At 60.9% G+C, this 23,142-nt stretch carries 22 protein-coding genes; 6 read left to right on the top strand and 16 right to left on the bottom strand.

Translation table 11 applies throughout. The annotated features are described in order from the left end of the window. Positions 1–34: 34 nt before the first annotated feature. Positions 35–730, bottom strand: a complete 696-nt coding sequence (locus ACZ5RG_RS01700; RefSeq protein ID WP_464447636.1) for an REP-associated tyrosine transposase — start codon at positions 728–730, stop codon at positions 35–37. Positions 731–846: 116 nt separating this feature from the next. On the opposite strand from ACZ5RG_RS01700, the gene ACZ5RG_RS01695 reads away from it, so the two are divergent. From ACZ5RG_RS01695 to ACZ5RG_RS01685, 3 genes are read left to right on the top strand one after another with little or no spacing between them, the layout of a single operon-like run. After that, entirely contained in the window at positions 847–2,208 is a 1,362-nt protein-coding gene (locus tag ACZ5RG_RS01695) for an acyclic terpene utilization AtuA family protein (protein ID WP_464447635.1), read from the top strand. Between the two features lies 1 nt (position 2,209). After that, a complete protein-coding gene (locus tag ACZ5RG_RS01690; RefSeq protein ID WP_464447634.1) occupies positions 2,210–2,512 on the top strand; it encodes an AtuA-related protein in 303 nt (100 codons plus the stop codon). 23 nt (positions 2,513–2,535) lie between these two features. Next, complete coding sequence (locus tag ACZ5RG_RS01685; RefSeq protein ID WP_312261721.1) at positions 2,536–3,510, top strand: Bug family tripartite tricarboxylate transporter substrate binding protein; 975 nt, start codon at positions 2,536–2,538, stop codon at positions 3,508–3,510. Between the two features lie 42 nt (positions 3,511–3,552). On the opposite strand, the gene ACZ5RG_RS01680 is transcribed toward ACZ5RG_RS01685, so the two are convergent. The 10 genes from ACZ5RG_RS01680 to ACZ5RG_RS01635 form a co-directional block, all read right to left on the bottom strand. Next, positions 3,553–4,458, bottom strand: a complete 906-nt coding sequence (locus ACZ5RG_RS01680) for a class I SAM-dependent methyltransferase (RefSeq protein WP_464447633.1) — start codon at positions 4,456–4,458, stop codon at positions 3,553–3,555. Further along, a complete protein-coding gene (locus tag ACZ5RG_RS01675; protein WP_298601772.1) occupies positions 4,455–5,009 on the bottom strand; it encodes a DUF1415 domain-containing protein in 555 nt (184 codons plus the stop codon). The genes ACZ5RG_RS01680 and ACZ5RG_RS01675 overlap by 4 nt, the downstream gene beginning before the upstream one ends. After that, on the bottom strand, positions 5,006–6,220 hold the full coding sequence (locus ACZ5RG_RS01670) for an MFS transporter (protein ID WP_464447632.1): 1,215 nt from the start codon (positions 6,218–6,220) through the stop codon (positions 5,006–5,008). The genes ACZ5RG_RS01675 and ACZ5RG_RS01670 overlap by 4 nt, the downstream gene beginning before the upstream one ends. 16 nt (positions 6,221–6,236) lie before the next feature. Further along, positions 6,237–7,412 carry a deoxyguanosinetriphosphate triphosphohydrolase gene (locus ACZ5RG_RS01665; RefSeq protein WP_312261713.1) on the bottom strand — a complete coding sequence of 392 codons (1,176 nt, stop codon included), beginning with the start codon at positions 7,410–7,412 and terminating at the stop codon, positions 6,237–6,239. Between the two features lie 9 nt (positions 7,413–7,421). Then, on the bottom strand, positions 7,422–8,534 hold the full coding sequence (aroB, locus tag ACZ5RG_RS01660) for a 3-dehydroquinate synthase (RefSeq protein WP_464447631.1): 1,113 nt from the start codon (positions 8,532–8,534) through the stop codon (positions 7,422–7,424). A 32-nt stretch (positions 8,535–8,566) separates the two neighbouring features. Continuing rightward, positions 8,567–9,142 carry a shikimate kinase gene (locus ACZ5RG_RS01655; RefSeq protein ID WP_298601763.1) on the bottom strand — a complete coding sequence of 192 codons (576 nt, stop codon included), beginning with the start codon at positions 9,140–9,142 and terminating at the stop codon, positions 8,567–8,569. 127 nt (positions 9,143–9,269) lie between these two features. After that, a complete protein-coding gene (locus ACZ5RG_RS01650) occupies positions 9,270–10,742 on the bottom strand; it encodes a type IV pilus secretin PilQ (RefSeq protein ID WP_464447630.1) in 1,473 nt (490 codons plus the stop codon). Beyond that, positions 10,739–11,779, bottom strand: a complete 1,041-nt coding sequence (locus ACZ5RG_RS01645; protein WP_464447629.1) for a hypothetical protein — start codon at positions 11,777–11,779, stop codon at positions 10,739–10,741. Before ACZ5RG_RS01645 ends, ACZ5RG_RS01650 begins: the two co-directional genes overlap by 4 nt. A gap of 77 nt (positions 11,780–11,856) precedes the next feature. Further along, complete coding sequence (locus ACZ5RG_RS01640; protein ID WP_464447628.1) at positions 11,857–12,438, bottom strand: hypothetical protein; 582 nt, start codon at positions 12,436–12,438, stop codon at positions 11,857–11,859. Beyond that, positions 12,438–13,109 carry a hypothetical protein gene (locus ACZ5RG_RS01635; protein ID WP_298601752.1) on the bottom strand — a complete coding sequence of 224 codons (672 nt, stop codon included), beginning with the start codon at positions 13,107–13,109 and terminating at the stop codon, positions 12,438–12,440. The genes ACZ5RG_RS01640 and ACZ5RG_RS01635 overlap by 1 nt, the downstream gene beginning before the upstream one ends. Before the next feature lie 264 nt (positions 13,110–13,373). Between ACZ5RG_RS01635 and ACZ5RG_RS01630 the strand changes: the two genes are divergently transcribed. Then, positions 13,374–15,764 (top strand): penicillin-binding protein 1A, encoded by a 2,391-nt coding sequence (locus ACZ5RG_RS01630; RefSeq protein WP_464447627.1) that lies wholly within the window; start codon positions 13,374–13,376, stop codon positions 15,762–15,764. Between the two features lie 57 nt (positions 15,765–15,821). Here ACZ5RG_RS01630 and cyaY read toward each other — a convergent pair whose 3' ends face one another. Continuing rightward, entirely contained in the window at positions 15,822–16,151 is a 330-nt protein-coding gene (cyaY, locus tag ACZ5RG_RS01625; protein ID WP_312261701.1) for an iron donor protein CyaY, read from the bottom strand. A 12-nt stretch (positions 16,152–16,163) separates the two neighbouring features. On the opposite strand from cyaY, the gene lptM reads away from it, so the two are divergent. Then, on the top strand, positions 16,164–16,430 hold the full coding sequence (gene lptM, locus ACZ5RG_RS01620) for an LPS translocon maturation chaperone LptM (RefSeq protein ID WP_409418273.1): 267 nt from the start codon (positions 16,164–16,166) through the stop codon (positions 16,428–16,430). Beyond that, entirely contained in the window at positions 16,427–17,725 is a 1,299-nt protein-coding gene (lysA, locus tag ACZ5RG_RS01615; protein ID WP_464447626.1) for a diaminopimelate decarboxylase, read from the top strand. The genes lptM and lysA overlap by 4 nt, the downstream gene beginning before the upstream one ends. Positions 17,726–17,759: 34 nt before the next feature. On the opposite strand, the gene ACZ5RG_RS01610 is transcribed toward lysA, so the two are convergent. The 4 genes from ACZ5RG_RS01610 to ACZ5RG_RS01595 form a co-directional block, all read right to left on the bottom strand. Beyond that, positions 17,760–18,371: a protein-methionine-sulfoxide reductase heme-binding subunit MsrQ gene (locus tag ACZ5RG_RS01610; RefSeq protein ID WP_464447625.1), complete on the bottom strand. Its 612-nt coding sequence runs from the start codon at positions 18,369–18,371 to the stop codon at positions 17,760–17,762. 28 nt (positions 18,372–18,399) lie between these two features. Then, entirely contained in the window at positions 18,400–19,395 is a 996-nt protein-coding gene (msrP, locus tag ACZ5RG_RS01605) for a protein-methionine-sulfoxide reductase catalytic subunit MsrP (RefSeq protein ID WP_464447624.1), read from the bottom strand. Between the two features lie 159 nt (positions 19,396–19,554). Then, entirely contained in the window at positions 19,555–20,868 is a 1,314-nt protein-coding gene (ccsB, locus tag ACZ5RG_RS01600) for a c-type cytochrome biogenesis protein CcsB (protein WP_312261693.1), read from the bottom strand. Beyond that, positions 20,865–22,988, bottom strand: a complete 2,124-nt coding sequence (locus ACZ5RG_RS01595) for a cytochrome c biogenesis protein ResB (RefSeq protein ID WP_315137966.1) — start codon at positions 22,986–22,988, stop codon at positions 20,865–20,867. The genes ccsB and ACZ5RG_RS01595 overlap by 4 nt, the downstream gene beginning before the upstream one ends. Positions 22,989–23,142: the final 154 nt, after the last annotated feature.

Here is a 23,142-nt window from a genome sequence, read left to right as displayed (position 1 = left end):
CTTATTCAAGACGGCAAATCAATTGGGGACAGATTCAATCCACTGTCTTTTTGAAAGGTCGACCGGCCCTGCCCGACACAAGGCGGCGCGTCGTGGATTGCTGCAACTCGCTCACAAATTCGGCCGAACCCAGCGCCCAACCCGACAAGGCACTGCGGCTCAGCTTGTCTTTGTCGGACAAGGCCAAACCCGCCTGAACCAGCTCGGCATAAGCGGCCTCGCGTGCAAACGGCGTGTTGCCCAAGCCCCAAAACAGGGCGTGCGGGGTCACCATTTTGTCGCTCGCCTGCCCAATACAGTGCCTGTGGCTGGACCACTTGAAGTCCGCCGGTTGCGCCACCATGCCCGCACGAACGGGGTTCAGGTCGATGTAGACCATGCAAGCCAAAAGATAGCGCTCACTCTCAATCAAATTGCTGCGGTAACGCCCCTCCCACAATGTGCCGGTACGCTGATGGCGCAAATTGAAATAGCGCACATAGGCCCGGCCCACCGCCTGCATCATTTTTGGCAAACCCTCGTCCGTTTCGGGCGTGACCAACAAATGAAAGTGGTTGTCCATGATCACCCAGGCATGAATGGCCACTTTGAAAGCCTGCGCATGCTCTTGCCACAAAGCCAGCAAACGCTCACGGTCGGCATCGTCTCGCACGATGGGCTGGCGGTCATTGCCGCGCTGGATGACATGGTGCGGGTAAGCGGCAACGGTGAGGCGGGGTTGGCGGGCCATTGAGAGATTCCCTGAAAGAGAGGGCCAGTTTAATTGGGATCTGACCCCGATTAAACCGATTAAATTCAGGCTCTGATGCGACAGCCGCCCCGCTTGAGCAGGTTTAAGCTCAAGACATGGACAAGCAAACCCTCCGCATCGGCGTCGGCGCAGGCTATGCGGGCGACCGCATTCCCCCCGCCGTGGCGCTGGCCGAAAAAGGCCAACTGGACTATCTGGTGTTCGAATGCCTGGCCGAACGCACGATTGCGCTGGCTCAGCTCGAACGCAGCCAGCAACCCGAACTCGGTTTCGACCCCATGCTCGCCGCTCGCATGCGTGCCGTATTGCCCGCCTGCATCCGCCAGGGCACACGCATCATCAGCAACATGGGCGCGGCCAACCCGCTGCAGGCAGGGCACGCGGTGTTGGCCGTGGCCCGCGAACTGGGATTACACCAAGTCAAAGTGGCGGTGGTGCTGGGCGACGATGTGCTGACCCAGCTTGGCACAAACGGCTTGTCGCTGCCAATACTCGAATCTGCTCAGACGCTGGCCGACCTGCAACCCCGGCTGATATCGGCCAACGCTTATTTGGGTGCTGAGGCTTTGCTAGCGGCTTTGCAAAGCGATGCACAGGTCATCATCACCGGGCGAGTGGCCGATCCGGCGCTGTTTTTGGCGCCCTTGATGCACCACTTCGGCTGGGCAGCAGACGACTGGACGCGGCTGGGCAAGGGCGTGCTGGTGGGCCACTTGCTAGAGTGCGCAGCCCAGATCACCGGCGGCTACTTTGCCGATCCCGGCTTCAAAGATGTGCCCGACATGGTCAATCTGGGGTTTCCTCTGGCCGAAGTCACCGCTTCGGGCGATGCCGTCATCACCAAAGTGGCGGGCTCGGGCGGTTGCGTCACGGTGGCCACTTGTACCGAACAACTGCTTTACGAAATTGAAAATCCAGCGCGTTACCTGCAGCCTGATGTGGTGGCCGATTTCTCTCATGTTCAACTCGTGCAAACCGGACCCGACCGGGTTCAGGTCACAGGCGGCAATGGCCACGCTCGCACCGACACGCTCAAAGTCACGCTGGGTTACCGCGATGGCTTCATCGGCGAAGGCCAGATGAGCTATGCCGGACCGGGTGCGCAATCGCGCGGGCAACTGGCGCTGGACCTGGTACGCCAACGGCTGGCCGGAGCCGATTACGCCCACTTTGAAAGCCGATACGACCTGATCGGTGTGAACGCCATCTTTGGACCTGATTCAGGCCAAGCCAAGGCCGAGCCTACCGAAGTGCGCGCCCGCGTGGCCCTGCGCGTGCCCACTTTGCAGCAGGCCCAGCATGTGGCGCATGAAGTCGAAGCCCTCTACACCAATGGACCCGCCGGAGGCGGCGGTGCAACCCGCTCTGTGCGAGAAGTCATCGCCGCAGCCGCTGTGCTCATGCCACGCAGCGCCGTGCAACCCTCCACCGTGCTGCTGAACGCCGAAGGACACTGACATGCTGCTGCGCGACATCGCCCACACACGCACCGGAGACAAAGGCAATCGGTCCACCCTGTCGGTCACCGTCTACGAACCGCAAAACTTTGCACTGCTCGAAAAAGCCCTGACCGCCGAACGCGTGCAAGCCCACTTTGCCGGCACCGTGCACGGCCCCGTCGAACGCTATGCCCTGCCCCATCTGGGCACCCTCAATTTTGTGATGCATCAGGCACTGGGCGGCGGCGTGACCCGCTCGCTGGCCTTGGACGCCCACGGGAAATGCCTGAGTGCGCACCTGCTGTCATTTGTGCTGGAATGATCTTTTTACCCACTGGAGACCCCATGAAACGTTTGCGCATCGCCACCTTGTTGTCTGCCGCCCTGGGCCTGAGCCTTGTGGCCTCTCAAGCCATGGCACAGGCCTACCCCAACAAACCGATCAAGGCCATCGTGCCCTTTGCTGCGGGCAGCGCCACCGACCAAATCGGACGCGCCTTTGCCCAAAAAATGTCCGAGGCCTTGGGCCAGCCCGTGGTGGTGGAAAACAAAGCCGGCGTGAACGGCATGCTCGGAGCCGACGCGGTGGCCAAGTCGGCACCCGATGGCTACACGATCCTGATCGGCACCAACAGCACGAACGCCGCGCTGAAAAGCCTGATGAAAAAGCTGCCCTACGACCAGGACACCGCTTTTGCACCTGTGGCCTACATGGGCTCGGTGCCGCTGATCGTGGCCGTCAACAACGATGTACCCGCCAAAAACCTGAAGGAATTGGTCGATCTGGCCAAATCCAAGCCCACACAAGTGACTTTCGCCAGCGCCAGCACCTCCCAACTGGTCTCCACCGAAGTGCTCGCCAGCATGGCCGGCATCCAGATGACCAATGTGCCTTACAAAAGCGGCCCCGCCGCCATGACCGACCTGATTGGCGGCCAGGTGAACCTGTTCACCGCTGACTTTGCCGTCATGCTGCCCCAGATCAAAGCAGGGAAAATCCGTGGCCTGGCCGTCACATCGACCCAGCGCTCCAAAGCCATCCCCGAGCTACCCACCGTGAACGAAGCGCTGGGCCTGAAGGACTACGAACTGATCGCCTACTTTGCGGTCTTTGCGCCCGCAGGCACCCCGGCTGACTTGATCACAAAGCTCAATGCCGCCGTGAACGCCGCCGCCACCGACAAAACCATCCTGGAACGCTTCTCGGCCTTGGGCTTTGAAACCGCACCCGCCTCGCCCGAAGCACTGGCGCAACGATCCAAAGCCGAAACCGCTAAATGGGCCAAGGCCATCCGCGACGCAAAAATTGAGGCGCAGTGAAACTGCTGGCAGGCTTTGCCGCCTGCCAGACAGCCCCAAGCTTCAGGCGAGCTCTGGCTGAACCCCTGCAGCCACAGCCACCATCGGATAACGCCCGCCCATCAGGCCTTCCACGCCAAACTCCTTGAGCAGCGCCAACAGGCGCTCGCCCGAGGCGCGTTTTTTCTGGCCGGTGTACTTGGCCAGAATCAGTTCATTCTTCATGCTGTGCTCCCAGCCCACCAGTTCGGTCACAGTGACTTGATAGCCTTGTGACTCCAGGTAAAGGCAGCGCAACACGTTGGTGAGCTGGCTGCCCACCTCGCGGGTGTGCAAGGGGTGACGCCACAACTCAGCCAAGGGCGTGCGCTGCAAATTCAACGCCTTGTTCTGGTTCAGCGCCCGGGCCAGTTCGGCCTGACAGCAAGGCACCAGCACCATGTATTTGGCCTTCTTTTGCAGGCCAAACGCGATCGCGTCGTCGGTGGCGGTATCGCAGGCGTGCAGCGCAGTGACCACGTCGATCTGCACAGGCAGTTCGTCGCTTTGTGTGGATTCGACCACGCTCACATTCAAAAAACGCATGCGCTCAAAACCCAGCCGCTCGGCCAGCGCTTTGGACGATTCGACCAATTCGCTTCGGGTCTCGATGCCGTAAATGCTGCCTTGGCCCAGCGCTTTGAAAAACAGGTCGTAAATGATGAAACCCAAATACGACTTGCCTGCCCCGTGGTCGGCCAGCGTCGGCCCGGTGTCACTGGCAGGCAGTTCGAGCAGCAGCTTTTCGATGAACTGGAACAGGTGGTAGACCTGTTTGAGCTTGCGACGCGAATCCTGGTTGAGCTTGCCATCGCGCGTGAGGATGTGCAGTTGCTTGAGCAGTTCGACCGACTGGCCGGGGCGCACTTCGGGGGGCAATGCGTCAGGGCTGGCAGCGGGCGTCTTGGGAGCGCGTGTTGGGGTTTTCATGGCGTGGGCCCGACAGCCAGCTTTTTCCAGCCCTCGGCACCCAGCTTTTCCAGGGTCGCCATATTGGTTTCGTAAATCATTTCGGCTTCAGGAAAAGCCTCCACCGCCCGGTCGATGCTTTCCTCACGCAGCAAATGCAGCGTGGGGTAGGGCGAGCGGTTGGTGAAATTGCCGATGTCATCCGGCTCGGTGTCGGCAAACTGGAACTGCGGGTGAAAACTCGCCACCTGGAATTCACCTTCCAAGTCCAGCTCTTGCAGCACCGCATCGGCCTCGTCCAGAAAATCGTTGAACTCCAGAAAGTCCTGCAACATCTGCGGCACGATCAAGAGCACGGTCTCACGCTCTTCGGCGGGCATGGCGGCCATGGCTTGCAGCGCTTCAATCAGCTCGTCGCGCAAGCCTTCCAGGCCTTTGGCTTCGCTCACCACGTAATGGATCTGGCCCTTCACATGCGGGGCTTTGGCGAATGGGCAGAGGTTCAGGCCAATCACGGCGCGTTCGAGCCAGCGAACGGTGTCGGCGATTTCGGGGGTGTTCATATCGGTCATGGGCGAGATTGTGCCTGCATCGTTTGTCGCCCCAGCTCTCGCCCAGCCGCCCAAGCCAAGCCCGCGCCGACCACGCAACACCCCACCGAGACCAGCGGCGTGAGCTGCCAGCCGCCTGCACTTGCGGCCACCGCGGCCACCACAGGCGGGCCCACAAACTGGCCCAACGCCGACAGCTGCTGCACCCAGCCCACGGTGGTGGTCACCTGTTGTTCACCCGGGGCCAGGCGCACCGCCAGACTGAACAAGGTGCCCGGCACCAGCCCTCCCACACCCGAGAACAGCAGCACCCCGGCAAAACGCAGCCACGGCAGGCCTTCGGTGAACGAGGCAAAGGCCACAGTGCTGCCCAGTGCCATCGCGCCAAAGCCCAGCCACAGCGTAGCGCGAGGTGCCCAAGCGCGTTGCAGCAAACGGCCCGACGCCATATTGCCCAGCATGTTTACCGCTGCCGCCAATGCCGTGAGCACGCCCAGCAAAGCTCCACTCACGCCCGCAGCGGCGTAAATGGAGGGCAAGAAACCCACCACCGCCAGCCACTGACCCGAATACATGCCAAAACTGAGCGCCACCCACCAAGGGCCGGGCGCACTCAAGGTCCGGCGCAGGCGTTGCAAGGCACCCTGCCCTGCCAAGGCGGCATCGGCGGTCAGATCGGCAGGCACGCTGCGCCAGAGCCAAGCCGCCATGCCCAGCGACACGGCCGCAAACAACCACCACCACGCGCCCCAACCCCAGGCCGGAATGAACAAAGGCCCGATCAGCAAAGCCAGCGCCGTGCCCGTAGGCATGTACGCACCCCACACGCCCAGCATGGCAGGCAGTTGCACAGGCGAAACCAAGCGGCGGATCAAGGCAGGCGCGGGCAGGACGACCCACAAAAACCCGAGGCCTTCGATGGCCCGCAGCGCCAGCAAGGCGGTGACCGATGTGGCGAAGCCTCCCCAAGCGCTGGCCAAGGCCAACAAGCACAAACCGCGCACCATGCTGCGTTTGAGTCCCATGCCATCGGCCCACAAGCCCATGAACACGGCCAGGCTCAAACCCGCCAACTGAACAATCGACAAGAGGAAACCGGATTGCACCAGCGTCAGGCCCAGCTCGGCCTGCAACGCAGGCAAAGCAGGTGGCAGCTTGCCCACCTGCAACGCGGCAACGCCCCCGGCCAGCACCACAAGCCAAGCGGCGCGGTCATGGCGTGGTGGGCTCATGCCCAAAATCTCCCGGTCACAAGAGCTTGCGCCCGGTCAGGCGTTCGTGTTCACGCAGGGCAAAGCGGTCGGTCATGCCGGCGATGTAGTCGGCCACCGAGCGATGCAGGTCTTGGTTGGCGGCAAAGTCAGCCGACATTTCTGCGGGTTTCGTCACATACGCTGCAAACAATTCGCGCACCGCTTGCTGCGCCTGACCCGTGGTGTGCATGACTTGCGGGTGACGGTAGAGCTGCGCAAACAAAAACTTTTTGAGCTCGCTGCTGCGCGACTTCATGTCTGTGCTAAAGCCCACCAGTGGACCGGCCAGTCGGGCCTCGGCCAAGGTGCACACGCCCGCCCTGGCCACAGCTTGGCGGGTGGTGTCGATCACGTCATACACCTGATCGCTGAGCATGCGACGGATGGTTTCGTAGAGCAGGCGACGCGGCTTTTGAGCCAACGTCGGGTGCTCGGCCAATGTCTGATGGTGGTAATGCGCAAACAGCTCGACTTGCAACAACTGCTCGGTGCTGATCAGGCCCGAGCGGACACCATCGTCGATGTCGTGCGCGTTGTAGGCAATCGCGTCGGCCAGATTGCACAGCTGCGCTTCCAGGCTGGGCTGGGTGCGCTCGATGAAGCGCCGCCCCACCCCGCCCGGCTCGGCCAGCTCCAGATGCTCGGCGTTGGCTCGCGAGCAATGTTTGAGCACCCCCTCGCGGGTTTCAAAACTCAGGTTCAGGCCGTCAAACGCGGGATAACGCTCTTCCAGTTTGTCCACCACGCGCAGGCTTTGCAGGTTGTGCTCAAAGCCCCCGTGCTCCGCCATGCACTCGTTCAACGCGTCTTGCCCGGCGTGACCAAATGGCGTGTGACCCAGGTCGTGCGCCAGCGCCACAGCCTCCACCAAATCTTCGTTCAGCCCCAGCGCCCGGGCAATGGAGCGGCCCAGTTGCGCCACCTCCAGCGAATGCGTCAGCCGCGTGCGGAACAAATCGCCTTCGTGGTTCAAGAACACCTGCGTCTTGTAGACCAAACGCCGAAACGCGGTGGAATGCACGATGCGGTCGCGGTCGCGCTGGAACGCGTTGCGCGTGGGCGCGGCAGGCTCGGGGTGGCGACGGCCACGGGTTTCAGCCGGGTCGCAAGCCAGCAACGACAAACTGCCGGCGGCCTGAACGGGAACTTCAGCCAAATCGCTCAGCAACATGGCAGGCACTCAGGCGCAGCAGGCGTTGATCACGTCGCGCACCATGGCATCGGGTGCACCACACACGGCGGCTTGGCCGGGGCCGTCGATCACCACAAACTGGATGTCGCCGCCCACGGCTTTTTTATCGAGCCGCATGTGCTCGATGTAGTGCCCAGCGTTGTCGGTGGCATCGATGACTGGGCCACGCACAGGCAATCCGGCGCGTTCGATCAGGGCACGCAAACGCGCGACAAAAGTGGCATCGACTTGGCCCAAACGGTGTGACAACTCGGCCGCCATGACCATGCCGCAGCCCACCGCCTCGCCGTGCAGCCAAACGCCAAAGCCCAGACCGGCTTCGATGGCGTGGCCAAAGGTGTGGCCAAAGTTCAAGATGGCCCGCAGGCCCGCTTCGCGTTCGTCCTGCCCGACCACCCAGGCCTTGATCTCGCAGCTGCGCTTGACCGCATGGGCCAGCGCTTGCGGGTCTTGTGCGATCAGCGCGTCGATGTTCGCCTCGATCCAGTCCAAAAAGGCCATATCGGCAATCGGGCCGTATTTGATGACTTCGGCCAAGCCCGCGCTCAGTTCGCGTGGCGGCAGGGTTTGCAAAGTGTTCAGGTCACAGACCACGCGCACCGGCTGGTAAAAGGCACCGATCATGTTTTTGCCCAGCGGGTGGTTGATGGCGGTTTTGCCGCCCACCGACGAGTCGACCTGCGACAAGAGCGTGGTCGGTACCTGCACAAAAGGCACGCCGCGCATGTAGCTGGCGGCCGCAAAGCCGGTCATGTCGCCGATCACGCCACCGCCCAAAGCGAACAACACGGTCTTGCGGTCGCAACCTTTGGACAGCAGTGCGTCAAAAATCAAGTTCAGGGTCTGCCAGTCTTTGTGCGCCTCGCCATCGGGCAAGACCACGGTGTGCACCTGCTTGTAATGCGGGGTGATGGCGCTGCGCAAAGCGGCTTCGTACATCGGGGCAATCGTGTCGTTGGTCACGATCATGGCCGTTTGCGCCTTGGGCAGCCCGGCCCATGTGCCTTGGCGGCCCATAAGGCCCTGGCCAATGTGGATGTCGTAACTGCGGTCGTCCAGCGAAATGGCGACCTGTTCAAGGGTGGGGGTGTGCTCTGACATAGCCCCCAAGTGTAGGGGCTTTGGCACGCATCTCAGGGGCTGGCGGCAGGCTGCGCGGGTGCTGGCGTTGGGGCTGGCGTTGGGGCTTGGGCAGGCAAATGCCCTGCCAGCTCCAGCTGCATGACGATCATGTTGACCAGCGTAGCCACCGAAGGGCGGCCGGTTTCGATGACAAAGTGGGCAGCATCGCGGTACAGCGGGTCGCGCGCCTCAAACAGCGCACGCAAACGGCTGAGCGGGTCATCCACCTGCAGCAAAGGCCGCGCGGTGTCGTGGCGCACACGGCGAAACACGTCTTCGGGTGTGGACCGCAGGTAAATCACATGGCCGCGCTCGCGCAAATGGCGGCGGTTGGCTTCGCGCAAGACAGAACCGCCCCCGGTGGCAATCACGCCCTCTTGGTTTTGGGTCAGGTCGTCGAGCACCTGCTGCTCGACGTCGCGGAAGCTGTCTTCACCTTCGCGGGCAAAGAATTCCCGGATCGAGCAACCCAGACGGTGCTCGATCACATGGTCGGAATCGACAAAGGGCACCCCCAGACGGCGTGCCAGCTGCCGGCCAATGGTGGTTTTGCCCGAGCCCGGAAGGCCCACGAAAATGATGCTCAAGGAAGTCTCACACTGGAAATATCGGCTTGGCCACACACAAAAATGGCCAGCACTTCAGAGTCTGCAAGTGTATTCGACCGGCCTGACCCGCACGGCCCTTTGGGCAAAGGTCCGAGGGAACCCCGCTTCAGGGAGGCAGTGCGACAGGGCCATCGGCCACCACCCGAGGCGTCAGGAAAATCAACAACTCGCTTTTGCGTCGGGTCTGATCGCGGTTTTTAAACAGCCAGCCCAAGCCAGGCACATCGCCCAAACCGGGGACTTTGGCTTCGTCGCTGCGGTTGGTTTCTTCGTAAATGCCGCCCAGCACCACGGTGCCACCGTCTTCCACCCGCACCTGGGTCTTCACATGCTTGGTGTTGATGGCATAACCCGCCGGCGTGAGTTGCCCGACGCTGTCGCGGTTCACATCCACATCCAACACAACAGAACCATCGGGGGTGATTTGGGGCGTCACCTCTAGCTTGAGGTTGGCCTTTCTGAAAGAAATGGCGGTCACGCCAGTGCCCACGGCTATTTGATAAGGCAGCTCGGTGCCCTGCTCGATCAAGGCCTTGGTCTGGTCGGCTGTGACCACGCGGGGCCGCGACACCACCTTGCCCAAACCTGCTGCCTCCAAAGCCGAAATTTCCACATTGATGAACCGATCGGCTGCAGCGTTGAACAGCGATACGGCAAAAGTGGCCGGGTTGTTGAGCGTTTGCCCGGCCAATCCTGCAGGCAGGTTGACCTGATTGCCCGCCACTGTGCCGGCCGCTGCGGGCTGGTTGCTGGCACCCAGGGCCAGCGTGTTGGACCGGCCTTGCACCTTCATGGGGATCGCCAGACCAGCCCCCAGCCGCACCCCGAGCGATTGGCCAAACTGGTCATCGGCTTCGACGATGCGGGCCTCGATCAGGACCTGCCGCACCGGCACATCCAACTGCGCCAGGACTTTTTCAATATCCAGCAAACGAACGGGCAGGTCTGAAATGAAAATCTGGTTGGTCCGTGGCTCGGCCAAGACACTGCCGCGAGCACTCAACCAACGCCCCCCGCTGCTGCCTGCTGCGCCACCTTGCAAACGCTGCGCCACTTCGGTGGCGCGGGCATATTGCAAACGCAAGGACAGCATTTGCAAAGGGCTCACAGCGTCCAGTGCAGCTTGGGCGTCCAGTTGCTTTTTTTCACGCAAGGCCCATTCGCCTTGTGGTGCCACCCACAAAACACGGCCCTCCTGACGCGAAACCAGGCCTTTGGACTGCAACACAATGCCCAAGGCTTGCTGCCACGGCACATCGTTCAAACGCACGCTCACAGGCCCACTCACGCTGTCGGTCGGCACCACATTCAGGCCTGAAAAATCAGCAAACACCTGTAACAGCGCTTTGATGTCGATATTTTGAAAGTTCAGGCTGATCGGCTTGTCGCCCGGCACAAAACCAGGCACAAGCCCGGGGGCCACCGAGGTCAAACCGACCACCGACGATGGCTGCGGCGCAAGCGATTGGGGCGTTTGCGCCACTGACGACAAGGCAACACCGAAGGCGCCACAACTCAGGCATCCCCACAGGCCCCAACACAGGCCCCCGCGAGCGCCGGATTTTTTGAAGGTCATCATCGCTTTACCCTGTCTTTTGTTTCGTCACGCCGTTCGTCCCAACCGAGCGCCAACAAAGGCCCCCGCGCCAAGCGCAAGCTCACACCGGCATCGGTGATGGCAGCGACGCGGTGCCCTTCTTGCGTGACACGTTGGCCCTGAGTCACTCGAGCCCAATGCGGCCCTGCCGACAAAATCGCCTGCCGATCCTCGCCTTGTTGCCAAAGCCCGATCAAACGCACACGCGCCAATGGCCACTGACGGGGGTCTTCGGACACTGCATTCGCGTCCCCCCTCGCGGCCCCTGATGCCCCCGCAACACCCGATCCGCTTGCGTCGCTGTGATCGGCCGAATCCGCCAAACGCACAACCGCGCCATCGGCCAGTGGTCCTGAACCCCTGGCCTGCGCAAACAAGACCGGTTCCAGGTGGCCGGACTGGCGGTGTGCCGCCATGGCGGAGGCGAGCCAAGTCCCCTCAGGTGGCTGCAGCGTGTGCGCGCCCACGGCACCAGGGCGGATCCAGACGCGCAGTACCGCTTCGATCTGGACCTCTGCCGGGTTGGCCGTCGCCGCCACGCTGATCCGGTCGATGGAACACACGGGTCCAGCTTGCGTCAAGGTAGACCACACGCTCGACCAATCCTGAAAACGGCCCACCAAACGCACCGCTACCGCTTGGCTGGGCAACCGCCCGCCAGCCGCATCGGCCAAGGTGGGCGGCAATGGGCGCAAAGACAGCAGGCGCAATCCGTGCCCCGTCAATGCTTGTTGCAAATCGGCCCAGATTTGCCCTTGCCGAGCCTCACCCGGCAAGCTCGCCAGCATGTTCTGCTGGTGAGACGACAACGCTTTTGCAGGCGGGCCCGACAAACCTGCAGGCAGAGCGGCCAGCTGTTGGTGCAAAAGCGCTACCGCCTGGGCGACGCGTGAATGGTCCTCGCTGACCTGCAACTGAGCCCCCCAAACACCCCATAAACCCACAACCAAACCAGACAAGGCAAAACCCCATCGGCGCAAAAAGCGTTCAGCCAAGCGTTGCCAGTGGGGCCAGTTCAAGGCATCCCTTGACAGCCCGCTTATCTGGGTCATTTGGGTCATTTGGGGCATTTGGGCCCTTGGGTCTGAATCAGTGTTCATGGCGGCGGTCCCGATGCGCGTGAAGGCGGGGCGCTTGAAGCCGCCTGCACTGCGGGCAAATGGGTTTGCCAGACAAAGTCCACGCTGGCATGGGGCCCGGTGGTGATGCTCACCAAACCCAAGGGATGATCGAGCTGCTCGGTCAGCCGTTGTTGGGCATCGGTCATCGCAGCCGCATCGGCGGTCGTGCCCTGCAATTCGATTTTTTCAGCATCTGACTGCAAGCGACCCAATTGCAAACCGCTGCGCCGGGCTTCCATTTGCAACAGGTCATGCAGCGATGCCCAAGCCTGCTGGTGCTGCGCGATCTGCCTCAGCTGCACCAGTTGCGCAGCTTGCAAGCGCAGTTGGATTTGGCCCTGCACGGCTTCTTTGGCCTGCTGATTGCGCGTGGTCAAGCTCGCTTGCAGGAGGCTTTGCGTTTGCCGCAGACGCAGCGTCTGAATGTCTTGCCATTGCAACCACCCCCAAGCCACCGCACCACCCAACAACAAGCCCGCCAGGCTGCTCCACCAACGGTGGAACACCTTTTGTTGCCGCGCCAGACTCGGGTAGTGCAGCAAGTTGAGTGCGCGCATCACTGCCAGGCTTTCAGGGCAAGACCCGACGCGACCAAACGGGCCCCTGTCGGCGTGCTCATAACTTGCCCGACGGCCTCTTCCATCGCCGCGTCTGAATCCATGAGCGCACTCGCCGGTATGGCGTTGCTCTGGCTTTTCAGTCGAAATTGCCAATCTTGGGGGGCTTGGGTCAACAAGCTGGACACGCCGCCCTGCAAGGCGCGAACGCCACGCCATGCGGCCTGGGCTTCAGATTCGACGGCGGCCAACCGCCAACCTGCCGCACGCGTGCAGTTTTTGAACTCAAGCATGTGCGCCTGTGCGCAACCGATCCAGTGAACTCGCTGCACCGGGCCCTGGGTCAATGGCTCGGGTGCAAAGTCAAAACTCACCTCATCGGGTGCCAACTGGAGCGCCTGAGACACCTCCAGCTGCACCTCATAAGGCCAATCTTCTTTGGGCAACTGCGCCGGAAAATGGATGATGCCCTCCTGCAAATGGGCGGCAGGCAAAGCCATATTCAAACGATGCATGAAGCCGCCACGCAAACGCCCGTTTTGGCGCAAGGCATGGCTCAACCAAGCTAAATCCACCAAACCTGAGTGGGCGGGTGCCTGCAATGACAAGGTGGTGTGGACCCTGGCCAGCTCGTGGTTTTGTCGGGCCAGACCCACCAGGGCCCATGCCATCCCCTGCGGGGCCAAACCCCACGCTTGACCGACCGACCGGGAAGTCAACCGCCGCCACCACTGCGCCAATGCCTGCATGCCAAGCCTCCTGGGAAGTGGCCGGAATGGCCTTCCAAGAGAGGTTTTGTAACATGAATCAGCTTCGGCGACAATTTTTCTAAAACCAATTTATTCATTTTTCTTTTAAAACTTCTTGGCGCTGTGCCCAGGATTTTTATAATGGCCAGCAGCCCGCACCTTGTTGGCTGCCCCAACAGCCCACCTATGCCCTACAAAGACACCGCCTCTCCAGAAAAGCAACCTCGCAAAGAGCAGGCCCCAGCGCCAAACGCTCTGTCATGGCTTGTCAAATTGGCTGTGTGGGCGATGGGCTTGGCGGCCGCTGGGCTGGTGTCCATCCTGATGGTGGTGGGTGTGGCCATGGTCATCGCCTACCCCAATTTGCCCGACATTTCAGACTTGGCCGACTACAAGCCCAAGTTGCCCCTGCGTGTTTTCACGGAAGATGGCCAACTGATGGGCGAGTTTGGCGAAGAGCGCCGCAACCTCACGCCCTTCAAAGAGATCCCTCAGGTGATGAAGGACGCGGTACTGTCCATCGAGGACAACCGCTTCTACCAGCACGGCGGCGTGGACTACCTGGGCATTTTGAGGGCGGGCATTGCCAACCTGGGCCGCGTGAAAAGCCAGGGCGCATCGACCATCACCATGCAGGTGGCCCGCAATGTGTACCTGTCGTCCGAGAAAACTTACACCCGCAAAATTTATGAAATTTTGCTGACCTACAAGCTCGAACACATGCTGACCAAGGACCAGATCCTTGAGATCTACATGAACCAGATTTTCTTGGGCAACCGGGCCTACGGTTTTGCATCGGCGTGTGAGATTTACTTTGGCAAACCACTGAAAGACATCACCATCGCCGAAGCCGCCATGCTGGCGGGCTTGCCCAAAGCCCCATCGGCCTACAACCCGATCAGCAACCCCAAGCGCGCCCGCTCGCGCCAGCTGTACATCATCGAACGGATGGAAGACAGCAAGTACATCTCTGCTGCCGAAGCCAAAGCAGCCAAAGCCGAGCCTCTCAAGCTGCGGTCTGCGGCGGACAAAAAAATTCTGCATGCCGAATACCTGGCCGAAACCGTGCGGCAAATGGTCTTTGCCCAATATGGCCAAGAAACCTACACACGCGGCCTGAACGTGTACACCACCGTCCAATCGGCCGAGCAAATGGCGGCCTACAGGTCGCTGCGCCAAGGCATCATGGATTTTGAACGCCGCCAGATTTACCGTGGCCCAGAAATATTCATCGACCTGCCTGCAGACGCCAAAAAGATGGAAGACGCGATCGATGACGCGCTGGAAGACCATCCGGACAACGGCGATGTGCTGTCGGCTGTGGTGCTGGAAGCCTCCCCCCGAAAAGTGGTGGTCGTTCGCCAAAACGGCGAGCAAATCAGCATCACAGGCGATGGCCTCAAGCCAGCGCAATCGGGGCTTTCTGACAAGACCCCTCCGGCCAAGCAGGTGCGCAGAGGGGCCCTGATCCGCGTCACGCAAACCGCCAAAGGCGCTTGGGAGATCACCCAACTGCCCGAGGTCGAAGGTGCCTTGGTGGCACTCACACCGCAGACGGGCGCCATCCGCGCCTTGGTGGGGGGCTTTGACTTTGCCAAAAACAAATTCAACCACGTCACTCAAGCCTGGCGTCAACCTGGCTCCAGCTTCAAACCCTTTATTTATTCAGCGGCGCTGGAAAAAGGCTTCACACCAGCCACCGTGGTCAACGATGCGCCCTTGTTTTTCGACAGTGGCGTGACAGGCGGGCAGCCTTGGGAGCCCAAAAACTACGACGGCAAGTTTGACGGCCCGATGAGCCTGCGCACCGGTTTGGCCAAATCGAAAAACATGGTCTCGATTCGGGTCTTGCAAGCGGTCGGCGCACGCCCTGCCCAAGAATGGATCACCCGTTTTGGCTTCGACGAAGACAAGCACCCGGCTTATTTAACGATGGCGCTGGGCGCGGGTTCGGTCACACCGATGCAAATGGCCACGGGCTACTCGGTGTTCGCCAACGGCGGCCATCGGGTTCAGCCGCACCTGATCACACGCATCACCGATTTCAAAGACCGGGTACTGGTAGACAGCCCTGCCGCCGTGCAAATGAATGAAGCATCCTCGGCCATTCCCGCACGCAATGCATTTGTGATGACCAGTTTGTTGCAAGAAGTGACGCGCTCGGGCACTGCCGCTCGCGCTCAGGCCACGCTCAAACGCCCCGACATTTATGGCAAAACCGGCACCACCAACGACGCAATGGACGCATGGTTTGCGGGCTACCAACAAAATCTGGCCGCGGTGGTCTGGATCGGTTACGACACCCCGCGCAAGCTGGGTGACCGCGAAACGGGCGGCGGCTTGAGCTTGCCTGTCTGGATCAATTTCATGGAAACGGCTTTGCGCAGCATCCCTGTTTCAGAGCCCGCCGTTCCCGAGGGTCTGGTGAACGTCGGTGGCGACTGGATGTACGAGGAATACGCCAAAGGCGGTGCGATCAGCACATTGGGCACCGGCGGTGATGGTTCGGGCCAAAGCCGCAATGCCATACCACCTGCCGAAGAACGCAACCGGATTCTGGATTTGTTCAGAAACTGAAGGCAGGCAATGGCCAACCGAATGCACAAGGCCTGCGCCTTGTGCATGGCCCCCTGCTCAGGGCTTGAAAAACAGGCTTTGACCGGCCTGTTCTGACGCGTAACGCGACAGGCTTTCCCAAAACTCACCCTGCCCCTTGGTGTCCATCCAGTGGACACCGTCAAACTTGTAATGAAAACCACCGCAACGGGCGGCCAACCACACCTCGTGCAGCGGCTTTTGCAGGTTGATCACGATCTGGCTGCGGTTGGGAAAGGTGAGCGTGACCATGCCCCCGGTGCGCTGGTTGTCGATATCGGCGTCGGTGTCGTCGTTCAGGCGATCGCTGCTGATCTCCACGCCCGCGAGCAGGCGTTCAGCTTGGTCCAGAAATTCAAGGTCGGTCATTACAATCGCTGCATGTTGAAGGTATTGAAGATTCTAGTCATGGCGCATGCCCTTGCAGGTGGTGCGGCGATGTTGACCGCTTGCGGTCAAAAAGGGGCCTTGGTTTTGCCCAGCACACCGGAATCTGCCGGTCGGGCCACCCTGCCTCAAACCTTGAAGCTCTGGCCTGCCTCGTCAGCGTCCCCTTCACCGGCTACCGCACAACCCAACGCACCTTCCGATTTGCCTTCCGCCGCCCCCCTCACTGCCCCCGAAGCACCCACTGCCGCACCACGATGAACGCCATTGCCACCCCCACCAACCTGCCAGGCCAACCCCACATCGCTTACCAAGGCGATCAACTCATGGTGGAAGGCGTTCGCCTGTCCGACCTGGCCCGCGAACATGGCACACCACTTTTTGTCTATTCGAAAGCGGCCATGTTGTCGGCGCTGGCCGCCTACCAGCGCGGCTTTGCCGGGCGCCAAGCCCAAATTTGCTACGCCATGAAAGCCAACTCCACCTTGGCTGTGCTGCAAGTCTTTGCTGAAGCCGGTTGCGGCTTTGACACCGTCTCGGGCGGCGAACTGGCCCGCGTGCTGGCAGCAGGCGCTGACCCTGCGAAAGTCATTTTTTCGGGCGTGGGCAAAACCCGCGCAGAAATGAAGCAGGCCCTGCAAGTGGGCATCGGTTGCTTCAACGTCGAAAGCGAAGCCGAACTCGACGTGCTCAACGAAGTGGCGCTCCAACTGGGCATGCAAGCCCCGGTCAGCTTGCGCGTCAACCCCAATGTGGACGCCAAGACCCATCCCTACATTTCGACAGGCCTCAAAGGCAATAAATTTGGCATTGCCCACGAAGACGCCTTGCGCGCCTACCGCCATGCGGCCCACTTGCCGGGCCTGAAGGTGGTGGGCATCGACTGCCACATTGGCTCACAAATCACCGAAACCACGCCTTACCTTGACGCCATGGACCGCGTGCTGGACTTGGTGGGCGAGATCGAAGCGGCGGGCATCCCGATCGAGCACATCGACTTTGGTGGTGGACTGGGCATCAACTACAACGGCGACACCCCGCCTGAGGCCGATGCGCTGTGGGCACAACTGTTGGCCAAGCTGGATGCACGCGGTTACGGCCAGCGCCCCATCATGATCGAGCCAGGCCGCTCGCTGGTGGGCAACGCCGGCGTGTGCCTGACGGAAGTGCTGTACCTGAAGCCCGGCGAGCAAAAGAACTTTTGCATCGTCGATGCCGCGATGAACGACTTGCCCCGCCCTGCGATGTACCAAGCCTTTCACCAGATCGTGCCGGTCACACCCCGCGCAGGCTTTGCCAGCGCCGATGGCACGCTGTACGACATCGTGGGGCCGGTATGTGAAAGCGGCGACTGGATCGGCCGCGACCGTCAACTGCTGGTGCAAGCCGGTGACACCTTGGCCGTGTTGTCGGCCGGCGCTTATTGCATGAGCATGGCCAGCAACTACAACACGCGCGGTCGCGCGGCTGAGATTTTGGTGGACGGCACGCAGGCCCACTTGATCCGTCAACGCGAATCAGCGTTCGACACCTTTGCGCTGGAACAACTGGTCTGATCCGTGAGTGCCAGGGGGCGATGCCCCTGGCCCATCACCCCGGCTGAGCAGCTTGACGCCAGCGACGCCAAATGCGCCAAGCCAACAGCAAGGCCAGCACAGCGGCGTACACCAGCACTTCGGCGAAGTTGTTTTTGCCCGCACGCATCCACCAAAAATGCAGCACCGCCAACACGGCCACGGCATACACACTGCGGTGCAGTGCCCGCCAACGGGCCGCGCCAAGCCAGCGAATGGCCCGGTTGAACGAGGTCAAGGCCATGGCCGTCAGCAACAACCAAGCGGCAAAGCCCACCAAAATGAAGGTGCGCTTGGGGATGTCGGCCAAGATATCGGCCAAGTCCAGCCCCATGTCAAACCAGGCATAACAGGCCAAGTGCAACACCGCATAAAAATAGGTGATCAAGCCCAGCATGCGGCGAAAGCGCAGCCACTCTGGCCAGCCTGACAGCACCCGCAAGGGCGTCACCGCCAGCACCACGCACAAACTGCGCAAAGTCCAATCGCCCGTCGCTCGGGTCAAATACTCGGTCGGATTGGCCCCCAACTGGTCTTGCAGCGTCAATCCGACCAAGCAGAAAAATGGCAGCAAGCCGGTGAACAACAGCGCCCACCAAGCGGCCGGATGACGGAGGGCCGCTCTCATGCCTGCCACGCTTGCGCCCGAATCGGCATCAGAAAAACTTCTTCAAGTCCATGCCCGCGTAGAGCTGCCCCACTTGCGCTTCGTAGCCGTTGAACATCAGCGTTTTGCGTTTTTTGGCCAGCAAACCGTCTTCGCCAATGCGGCGTTCGGTGGCCTGACTCCAGCGCGGGTGGTCCACCAAGGGGTTCACATTGGAATAAAAACCGTATTCTTGCGGTGCGGCTTTTTCCCACGACGACACGGGCTGCTTGTCGGTGAAACGGATTTTGACCAGGCTTTTACCGCTCTTGAAACCGTATTTCCAAGGCACCACCAAACGCAGAGGGGCTCCGTTTTGCTTGGGCATGACTTCGCCATACATGCCAAAAGCCAGCAAGGTCAAGGGGTGCATGGCTTCGTCCATGCGCAGGGCTTCGACATAAGGCCAATCCAACGCGCCACCGCGCACACCCGGCATGGTCTTGGGGTCAGACTGGGTGATGAACTCCACAAATTGAGCACCCGGTTGGGGTTCCACCTTGCGGATCAAGTTGGCCAGCGAATAGCCAATCCAAGGGATCACCATGGACCAGCCTTCTACACAGCGCAGGCGGTAAATGCGCTCTTCCATAGCGCTGAGCTTCATCAAGTCTTCCAGGCCATAACGGCCCGGCTTTTTGACCAAGCCCTCGATCGCCACCGTCCAAGGCTGGGTGACCAGGGTGTGGGCACGCTTGGCGGGGTCGGATTTGTCGGTGCCGAATTCGTAGAAGTTGTTGTAGGTGGTGGCGTCTTTGTAGGCCGTGAGCTTGTCCATGGTCAAGGCACCGGGCACCGCCGATGGCACCGAAGCCAGTGCAGCCAACTGCCCTGCGCGTGGCGTTTGTGCATGAGCCTCGCGCGCACCCCAGGCCGTCAAAGCCAAGCCCGCAGAGCCTGCGGCCAGGTTGCGGATGAGGTCGCGCCGAGTCTGGTAGACCGATTCGGGGGTGATTTCGCTGGCAATGGGATGCCGAAAACCTGAGTTGTCTGTCTGAATGATCATGGACGGTCCTGTTGAAGGCTAAAGACAGCGTCGTATTCTGGACTTTTTCAGAAACCCTCGTCGAAACAGCGTCTGTCAGCCAAGCCCAACGCGGGCATGCGGTGATCACAAGGGCCTAAGGCATGGCCCTGCCCGCAAAAGGCACAGGCCACCGCACGATCAGAGCGTGCCGTAGCTGTGCAAGCCGCTCAAGAACATGTTGACACCCAAGAACGCAAAGGTGGTGACGGCCAAGCCCATCAATGCCCACCAAGCGGCCACCGTGCCGCGCAGGCCCTTCATCAGGCGCATGTGCAACCAGGCTGCGTAGTTGAGCCAGACGATCAAGGCCCAGGTTTCTTTCGGGTCCCAGCTCCAGTAACCGCCCCAGGCCTCGGCCGCCCACAAGGCCCCCAGCACGGTGGCGATGGTGAAAAAGGCGAAGCCCACGGCGATGGATTTGTACATCACATCGTCCAAGATTTCAAAAGAGGGCAAGCGCTCGGCAATGCGGCGACGGCCAAACAAAATACCTGCCACGATCAGGGCCGAAATGCCGAAATAGACCATCCAGTAGCCACTGCCGCCTTCGGTGGGGGACTTGCGGAACACCACCGGCTCAAAGCACAAGACAATGCCCAGCAACCACAAGGGCGCGAGCTTGTACCAACGGGTCTCGCCTGCGGTTTGCTTGATCAGGTAGGCAAAGGCCACCATCGCCGCCAGTGCAAAGGTGCCGTAACCAATGAAGTTGGCAGGCACATGCAGCTTCATCCACCAGCTTTTAAGGGCAGGCACCAAAGGCTGGATGGCGTGTGCCTCTCGAACCAGGGTGTACCAAAGCAAAAAGCCAACCGCTGCACTGACCACCAGCATCACAAAAGCGCCCAAGGCGCGGGTGCGGTAATGGTCTTCGTAGTACAAGTAAAAGCCTGCTGTCATCCAGCAAAACATGACGAAGACTTCGTACAGATTGCTGACCGGAATGTGGCCCACATCGGCACCGATCAGGTAGCTCTCGTACCAGCGCACCATGGTGCCGATCAAGGCCAGCGCCACACCGACCCAGGCCATGCGGCTGCCCAAGGTTTCAAGGGTATCGCCTTGTCCGCGAATGAACATGCCCGCCCAATAAAACACGGTGCTGATGAAAAACACCATGCTCATCCACAAAATGGCGGATTGGCTGGACAGGAAATACTTGAGCCAGAACACCTGCTCGGCACGCGCCAAATCGCCCTGATAGGCGTTGATGGCGAACAAGGACAAGCCCGCCACCACCAGCATCAGCGTGCGCATAGGGCGCCAAAACCAGGCCAGGGCAACAGCCGCAGGCACACTGGCCACCAAGATGCCTTGCTCGTACACGTCCATCGCCTGGCTGTAACGGCTAAAGGCAAACACCATGCCCAGCAGCGCCAGCACGGCAAAGCCCCAGTCAAGGGCACTGCGGCGAGAGAAGTAACCGGGGTTCAAAGTCACAGTAGTCGTCATTGGTTTTTCTCGGGACGTCCCAGCAAACGGGCACTCAGTTGGTCAAATTCACGGTCCATGTCCATGGTTTTGCGATTGGACGACAGGGCCAAGGTGGCTTGCGAGCCACCCGCTTGGGGGGCCAGCCACACCCACAGGCGGCGCTCACGCACGTAGAGCATCGCAAAAACACCCAGGATCAGAAAAAAGCAGCCCAAATAAACCACATTTTTGCCTGGGGCTCTGGCCACCTGGAACACGCTGGCCTGGACCTGCTTGAAGTCTTTCAGCAAGAACGTCATGGGTGCGGGGTAAAACGGCGCATCGGACAGCGCCAGCACCGACTGCGACATGAAGCCTTGCACCTTGTCAGCGGGCAACGGTTTGGCGGCCGCCTGCTCACGCGCCACAGCATCCAGCTCCAGCAGGGTGCCGTTCAGGATGCGCACAAACATCTCGCCTGCTCGGGCACGTTCAGCCTCGGGCACATTGACTTCCAGAAAATCGGCCAGTGCCTGCAAGCCCGCCACTTTTTTGCCCTGCACCGACTCAAGTCCGGCAAACAAGCCCAAAGCGCGGGAGGCCGAACCGGCCAATTGCTGCGTCAATTCAGGCCGCTGCGGGTCGACCGCCTTGCGGGCATAACGTTGCACCGCACGCTCGCGCAAGCTGGCATCGGCCAAGGCCGAACGCAAGCGGAGGAATCCGTCCAGATTGCCATTTTCATCGGCTGGCGGACGCAAGTAGCGATAAGGCTCGCTCGGGTTCTCGCGCATGCCCAGCAAAAACACCGGCACGCCGTCGCCCGCATCCACCGGCAGCATGTAGTTGTTGTATTCGCGGGCCTGGCCTGCGGCGTCGCGCAGCTTGTAGCTCACGCTCGGACCCACGTTGCGCAGTTCTTTGGTCTCGGTGGTTTTGTGGCCCGCGCCCATGCGCTGGTCGATGGCGCTGCGCAAATCGACTTTGCGCACGTCCACGCCCTGCCCTTGTGCGCCGTTGCCCGACATGTTTTCCACGTTGATGACGCGAAGGCCGGTGAACTCGAGGCTCATTTTCTCGGGCCCATTGCTCAGCTCGGTGCTGCCCCCGATCGTGCCGTCGACCTCAAAAGCCCGCGTGGCTGCGGCCATGGGCACGGCCTGCAGCTTGACGCTGGAGCCACCGTCATCAAAGCTCGACTGGTAAATTTCGATGCCCTTGTAGCTGACCGGGTGGTTGACTTCGACACGGGCGTCTTTTTTCTCGCCCGTGGCTTTGTCGTGGATCACGATGTCGCTGGCAAACAGCTTGGGCATGCCGGTCGAGTAATACTCGACGATGAACTTTTTGAGTTCGATCGTAAAGGGCAGGTCTTGCAACAAGATGCCGCTGGACTGGCTCAGGATGGCGGTGCTCGAGGCCGTGTCTTCGGCCACCATCAGATTGCCTCGGAAAGCCGGGTTGCGCTCCGACAGGCGGTGCTGCGCGGGCACATCGGCGATCAGCCCGCCACCGCTGTAAACAGCCTTGCCGCCAAACCACATCTGGGCACGCACCATCAAATCGCCATCGAGCAAACCGCCCACGCACACCAACACAATGGCCGAGTGCGCGGCGATGTAACCGAGTTTGTTGGCCGCACCGGCCTTGGCCGCCAGCATCCAGCCGGTGCCTTGCGGGGTCTCGCGCGATTGCAGCTTGACCTTCCAACCGCCAGTGGCCAGCAACTGGCCCAGACGATGGGCAGCGGCTTCCGGCGCGTCGTCCAGGCTGCCCTCGGCCTTGTGGTGAAAAGCCTTCAGGCTTTGTTCACGGATGTTTTCTTTGTAGGTCTTGAGATCGGCCAGGATCTTGGGCGTGTTGCGCGCAATGCACAAACTGGTGCTGAGCACCAAAAACGCCAAAATCAGCAAAAACCACCATGCGCTGTACACCGCATTCAGTTTCAGGGTGGCAAAAAATTCGGCCCAAAAAGGCCCGAACTGGTTGACGTAATTGGTGGCAGGTTCGTTTTGTTTGAGCACCGTGCCAATGACCGACGCAATGCAAATGATGGTCAGCAGCGAAATCGCGAACCGCATCGACGACAGGAGCTCCAGCACAGCTTGCCAGCGGGGCGAGTCACGTTCAGATTCAGGGCTGGAAGCTACAGACGTCATGGTGCAAAGGTGTCCACAGACAAACAAAAGCGGGCCAAAAGCCCGCCACAAACAAAAAAGGCCGGAAATCCGACCTTGATTGTCACGTCACAGCCGGGGACCCGATTGTGGCTCAGGCAGCTGATCACTGGCTGAAGACCCCATGCACTCAGGG

It is taken from the genome of Limnohabitans sp. TEGF005 (assembly GCF_055394835.1).
The sequence above is the reverse complement of the archived record's forward strand: the minus strand, read 5'-3'. Positions and strand labels throughout refer to the sequence as shown.